Source organism: Microseira wollei NIES-4236 (assembly GCF_020521235.1).
Lineage (GTDB): Bacteria > Cyanobacteriota > Cyanobacteriia > Cyanobacteriales > Aerosakkonemataceae > Microseira > Microseira wollei.
In genome coordinates this window covers 1-5,672 of the sequence record NZ_BLAY01000327.1, presented here as the reverse complement: position 1 = coordinate 5,672, position 5,672 = coordinate 1, and the positions used below count along the sequence as shown (strand labels likewise).

General features: G+C 47.9%; 4 protein-coding genes. 1 reads left to right on the top strand and 3 read right to left on the bottom strand.

Annotation, left to right across the window (positions count from 1 at the left end):
* Positions 1 to 424: 424 nt before the first annotated feature.
* From MiSe_RS47385 to gpmI, 3 genes are all read right to left on the bottom strand, one after another.
* Positions 425 to 1,264 (bottom strand): peptidase, encoded by an 840-nt coding sequence (locus tag MiSe_RS47385; protein ID WP_226594101.1) that lies wholly within the window; start codon positions 1,262 to 1,264, stop codon positions 425 to 427.
* A gap of 11 nt (positions 1,265 to 1,275) precedes the next feature.
* Positions 1,276 to 1,509, bottom strand: coding sequence for a preprotein translocase subunit SecG (gene secG, locus MiSe_RS47380; RefSeq protein WP_226594099.1), 234 nt, complete (start codon positions 1,507 to 1,509; stop codon positions 1,276 to 1,278).
* Positions 1,510 to 1,692: 183 nt separating this feature from the next.
* A complete protein-coding gene (gene gpmI / locus MiSe_RS47375) occupies positions 1,693 to 3,291 on the bottom strand; it encodes a 2,3-bisphosphoglycerate-independent phosphoglycerate mutase (RefSeq protein WP_226594097.1) in 1,599 nt (532 codons plus the stop codon).
* 614 nt (positions 3,292 to 3,905) lie between these two features.
* Between gpmI and MiSe_RS47370 the strand changes: the two genes are divergently transcribed.
* Positions 3,906 to 5,288 (top strand): cytochrome P450, encoded by a 1,383-nt coding sequence (locus MiSe_RS47370; RefSeq protein ID WP_226594094.1) that lies wholly within the window; start codon positions 3,906 to 3,908, stop codon positions 5,286 to 5,288.
* The last annotated feature ends 384 nt before the right edge of the window (positions 5,289 to 5,672 follow it).

Here is a 5,672-nt window from a genome sequence, read left to right as displayed (position 1 = left end):
CCCTACATTTTGACCGTTGGTTTTATTCTGGTAAACGCCATCTGTGCCGCTACACAAACTCAGGTGTACCTGATCCGGGTGGAAACCGCTATATCGTTTCCGATTGCTTCTATTCGAGCAAAATTGGTGGTAGGGGCAGGTTGGCGGTAGGGGAACGGCATCAATAAACTTTGCTTAAAACTCGAAAGTTTTCTGCCTTAGCCCCTACATTTTGACCGTTGGTTTTATTCTGGTAAACGCCATCTGTGCCGCTACACAAACTCAGGTGTACCTGATCCGGGTGGAAACCGCTATATCGTTTCCGATTGCTTCTATTCGAGCAAAATTGGCGGTAGGGGCAGGTTGGCGGTAGGGGCTAAGGCAGAAAACTTTGCTTAAAACTCGAAAGTTTTCTGCCTTAGCCCCTACATTTTGACCGTTGGTTTTATTCTGGTAAACGCCATCCTAGTCGGGTTGGCTGTTGGTAAATCCGCTTGAGAGTGTTAATATCTCTGGGAGAAATTAAGGGCGGATTGCGAACTTGGGAAAAGTAAAGCGCATCTGTTTCTAATTGGCTGTGTCCCCAAATACCTAATGCATGACCGAGTTCGTGACGGGCGCTGGCTAAGATCGATTGCGGTGCAGCGTTAGGATTTAAATTGATCGTAAATCGGTGCGATAAAATTCCTGATGGGCGAATGTATAATTCGTAACGCGCTTCTGCTGCACGGGCGCGTGAGATTTGAAATTGTCCGGTATTGCGGTTAAAGGATACTTGTAGGGGAGGGCGCGATCGCCAAACCACAATATCCCCCTCTTCTAACTCGTCTACAACCTGCAAAGGCAAATAAACCCCCCATTCCCGCACCGCCTGTAATACTGCGTCAACCCATGCTTGAGACGCATCAGACGCCAATGGCACGTTTACCTTCGGACTCCGGAGGCGGAGCCTCCCTAACTCGTTCCCAGGCTCAGCCTGGGAACGAGATCCTAGAGGCTCTGCCTCGCTACTTTTGGTTGCATTCGGCTCAGACGAGCTTATAGCTGGCTCTACGTAGATTTTTACGGGGAACTGGGACCAAACTAAATAACCGACTTGCGTAGGTTTTACAGCAGAAAAGTAATCGCCGCTATTGGTTGAATCTTGCCATTGTACCAGCGTTGACGGCACGGGATGTTGTTGCAGGGGCGGTAAATTTGCTGGAATTGCCCCTAGTTTACCCGCCGCCAAACATAAAACGGCGGTGCTGATGGCTAGTGCGATCGCTATCAGTAACCGCCGCATTCTCAACCTGATTATTTGGGTAACCAACCGGCACTTAAAACCACGGTTAAACCCATAAAAATGGCTGTCAGCGTCCAAGTTATGCGGTTAAGGGTGGTTTCTGCACTCTTAGTGCTGCTAAACAACTGCGCTTGTCCCCCAATCGCTGCAATTCCATCGCCTTTGGGACTGTGCAGCAGCACTAAAATAACTATACCTAAAGCAGAGATTGCCCAAATAATTTCGATAACGTTGGTGATGGTCATGGGTTTGGTAATGGGTAATGGGTAATGGGTAATGGGTAATTGCTAATTGCTAATTGCTAATTGGGAGAAGGACTGGGGTAGAGGGAAGTTAATTTCTGTTTTCCCGTTTTCCTGTGTCCTGTTTCTTTTCTCTTTTCCTATTAGCCATTAGCCATTAGCCATTAGCCATTAGCCATTACCCAATTATAGAGAAAGACGCACGGGGGTTCGATTGAGTTTGACTTGAAATTCGGCTGGTAGCAGCATCGAGTTACCTGTCATTTCCGCTGGTTGCGGTAGTCGTAAAATTTCTAAGATGGTGGGAGCGATATCGCACAGACGACCATCGCTGCGCAAGTTTACTTCGGTGCCGTATCCGGGAATTTTCACCCCTTCGCCTTCTACCAGGATCAAGGGAACCGGGTTGGTTGTGTGCGCTGTCCAGGGGTTGCCTTGAGAGTCCCACATGTATTCGGCGTTACCGTGGTCGGCGGTGATAATAGCTGTTCCCCCGGCTTTAATAATGCTTTCTAGCAGGCGTCCCAAACTGCGATCGACGGCTTCTAAGGCGGTAATGGTGGCTTCCCAGATGCCTGTATGCCCCACCATGTCTGGGTTAGCGTAGTTGATGACGATGAGGGAGTATATGCGTTTTTCGATGGCTGCGATCGCAACATCGGTCACTTGTTCGGCAGACATCCTGGGTGCTTTATCATACGTCGCCACCATCGGACTTTGCACTAATTCTCGATCTTCTCCGGGAAATGGCTCTTCTAAACCGCCGTTGAAGAAATAGGTGACGTGGGCGTATTTTTCGGTTTCTGCGGTGCGAAACTGCTTTAAACCCTGCTGGGAAATGACTTCTCCCAGCAAATTTTTCAGGTTCTGGGGTTCAAATGCCACCAATACGGGAAATTCTGGATCGTATTGAGTAAAGGTAACGTAGGTCAGGGGTTGGATAAGACTGCGCTCAAACCCGGTAAAATCTGAACTAACAAATGCTTGCGTTAACTGTCGCGCTCGATCTGGGCGGAAGTTAAAGAAAATAATCCCATCTCCCGCTGCTACTGCACCCGGTGCAATGCGAGTCGGGATAACAAACTCATCCGTCACCCCTGCTGCGTAGGAAGCTTGTAAAACCTCAACCGCAGAACGTCCATCGCCTTCGCCATCTTGCGTCATTAAGTCGTAAGCAAGTTTAACCCGATCCCATCGTCTGTCGCGATCCATCGCGTAATAGCGACCGCTAATAGTAACGATACGCCCCACACCGATGCGGTCAATATAGTCTTGAATCTTTTGAATCGCTTCTACGCCTTCTTTAGGATTAGTATCCCGCCCATCGGTAATCGCGTGAACGCACACTTGGGAAATTCCCCATGCTTTGGCGAGATCTAGCAATCCCAGTAGATGACTTAGATGGGAATGCACCCCACCTTCCGAACACAACCCCATCAGGTGCAACTTGCTACCCCGACTTTTCACATCTTGGCAAACTTTCACCAACGCTGGGTTACTTTGTATGCTGCCATCTTCCACAGCATCCGAGATCCGAACTAATTCTTGCGGGACGACTCTGCCTGCGCCTATATTCAGGTGTCCGACTTCCGAGTTACCCATTTGGCCTTCTGGTAACCCCACAGCCTTCCCGGAAGTGCGGATCAGCGTGTGGGGATAGGCTGCCCAGAGGCTATCCATTACGGGTGTGTTAGCAGCCGCTATGGCGTTTCCTTCGGTTTCTTCTCGGTAACCCCAGCCATCCAGTATTATTAGCACTACTGGAGAAACAGGCGCTTGCGCCATACTAAATCGCCCTTTGTTCAAGTCTTACTTCGGAAATGATACCACCCACTTTGGGGTTCTTACTTCAGGTTATACCTATTTTCTCAGCTTTTATATCTACCCCTTGGAGTGTTTTACAAGTCCACAAACCCTTTTTTATCGGGACTTGTTGACCATTTCTCAGTCGCTTACCTCCAGGTTCTTCCCTTGAGCCTTGTTAAATCTAGAACATTCTCAATATTAGTTTACTAAATTTACTCGTTCTTAAATTGTTTCTCAGAAAGCGCTCTAGTACGGCAGTAGGGAATTCTTCAGGATGTTAGTGTGTCGAATAAGTCATTTGATTGAGATCTTGCACCAATCTAATAACCCGCCAGGGAATAAATTCCCACAGCTGACAGCGCCAGTCCGTTAAAACAAACTGGTTTGATGGCATTGAGTCGGTTTTAACCGACTTGTAGAGACGTTACATGTAACGTCTCTACAATCCGGAAATTTATTTCCGGGCGGGTTGGGAGACTGATGCCAGATCTGAATTGACAAAAATGTCTCCTACCAAATCTCTCTTTGTGATGAGGAATTCAATTCAATCTGCAATTATTTCTTAAAGCAGTTGGCAGCGGAGGCTTTTCCCTATGACTCAGGATGTGTTTGAACTACCAGGACCAGAGGGTAACTCAATTGTTGGTAATTTGCTAGACCTGGGACAAGATCCGTTAGGATTTCTAGAGCGTTGTCGCGATTATGGTGATATTGTACCTTTGCGTCTGGGACTGACACCTGTTTGCTTATTATTTAATCCTGACTACATTGAACAAGTGCTAAAAGAGCGGGACGCTTTTATTAAAAGTAGGGGCTTTCGCGTCTTAAAAACGCTTTTAGGTGAAGGGTTGTTAACCGCTCTTGGAGAATCTTGGTTTTGGCAGCGTCGTCTTGCTCAACCAGTATTTCAGCAAAAGCGGATTAATGGCTATGGCGAAATTATGGTGCAATACGCCGATAGGATGTTGCAAACTTGGAAAGACGGCGAAGTCCGCGATATTCACGCAGATATGATGCGCCTGACTTTGCAAATTGTCATGAAGTGTATTTTCAACACCGATGTCGATAATGGAGAAGCTCAAGTTGTTGCGAATGCTTTAGATGTGGCGATGCATTGGTTTGAGAGCAAGCGCCGGCAAAATTTCCTCGTGTGGGAATGGTTTCCCAGACCGGAAAATATTCGGTATCGCCATGCGATCGCACAAATGGACGAAGCAATTTACAACCTCATCCGCCACAGTCGCAACAGCACCGAAAAAACCAACGATCTGCTCTCGATGCTAATCGAAGCCCGCGATGAAGATACGGGTCAACAAATGGATGATAAACTGTTGCGCGATGAAGTCGCAACCCTCATGTTAGCCGGTCACGAAACTACCGCTAATGCCCTTAGTTGGACGTGGATGCTGTTAGCTCAACATCCCGAAGTTAAAGAGAAACTGCAAGGGGAACTAAAACAAGTTTTGGCAGGCAGGTTGCCAACTGTAGCTGATATTAAAAGCTTGCGCTATACCGACCAAATCATCAAAGAATCGATGCGTCTTTATCCTCCCGTCGCCATGTTTGGGCGCGAAGCCGCACGGGATGCCACAATTGGCGATTACTCGATCCCTGAAGGCACAACGGTGATGATTAGTCAATGGGCGATGCATCGAAATCCCAAGTATTTCGACCAACCAGAAAAGTTTATGCCGGAACGCTGGACAGATGAGTTTGAAAAACAACTGCCGCGAGGAGTTTATATTCCCTTTGGCGATGGTCCGCGCATTTGTATCGGTAAAGGTTTTGCTCAGATGGAAGCGACTTTGCTTTTGGCTGCGATCGCGCAACAATTCGAGTTAGAGTTAGTGCCGGGATTCCCAATTGTACCTCAACCCTCAATTACCCTACGTCCTGAATACGGAATTAAGGTACAGATCAAGCAGATCGGCAACCAGCCTAAATCTGAACCAAGAGAAGTAGCGGCATCGTTGTAGGGACACGGCAATATAGAGATCTCCCATGGTTTAACAGCGTATCTCATGCCGTGTCCCTACCGCAAACTGAACCAACACAAGCCGCCCCATCGTTGTAGGGACACGGCAATATAGAGATCTCCCATGGTTTAACAGCGTATCTCATGCCTTGTCCCTAGGGCAAACTGAACCAACACAAGCCGCCCCATCGTTGTAGGGACACGGCAATATAGAGATCTCGGATAGTTTAACAACCTATGTAATGCCGTGTCCCTACCGCAAACTGAACCAACACAAGCCGCCCCATCGTTGTAGGGACACGGCAATATAGAGATCTCGGATAGTTTAACAACCTATGTAATGCCGTGTCCCTAGGGCAAACTGAACCAACACAAGCCGCCCCAT

Bases quoted from the DNA above. Each gene is read 5' to 3' on its own strand.
- MiSe_RS47385 (WP_226594101.1), bottom strand. From the start codon at position 1,264: ATGCGGCGGTTACTGATAGCGATCGCACTAGCCATCAGCACCGCCGTT.
- secG (WP_226594099.1), bottom strand. From the start codon at position 1,509: ATGACCATCACCAACGTTATCGAAATTATTTGGGCAATCTCTGCTTTA.
- gpmI (WP_226594097.1), bottom strand. From the start codon at position 3,291: ATGGCGCAAGCGCCTGTTTCTCCAGTAGTGCTAATAATACTGGATGGC.
- MiSe_RS47370 (WP_226594094.1), top strand. From the start codon at position 3,906: ATGACTCAGGATGTGTTTGAACTACCAGGACCAGAGGGTAACTCAATT.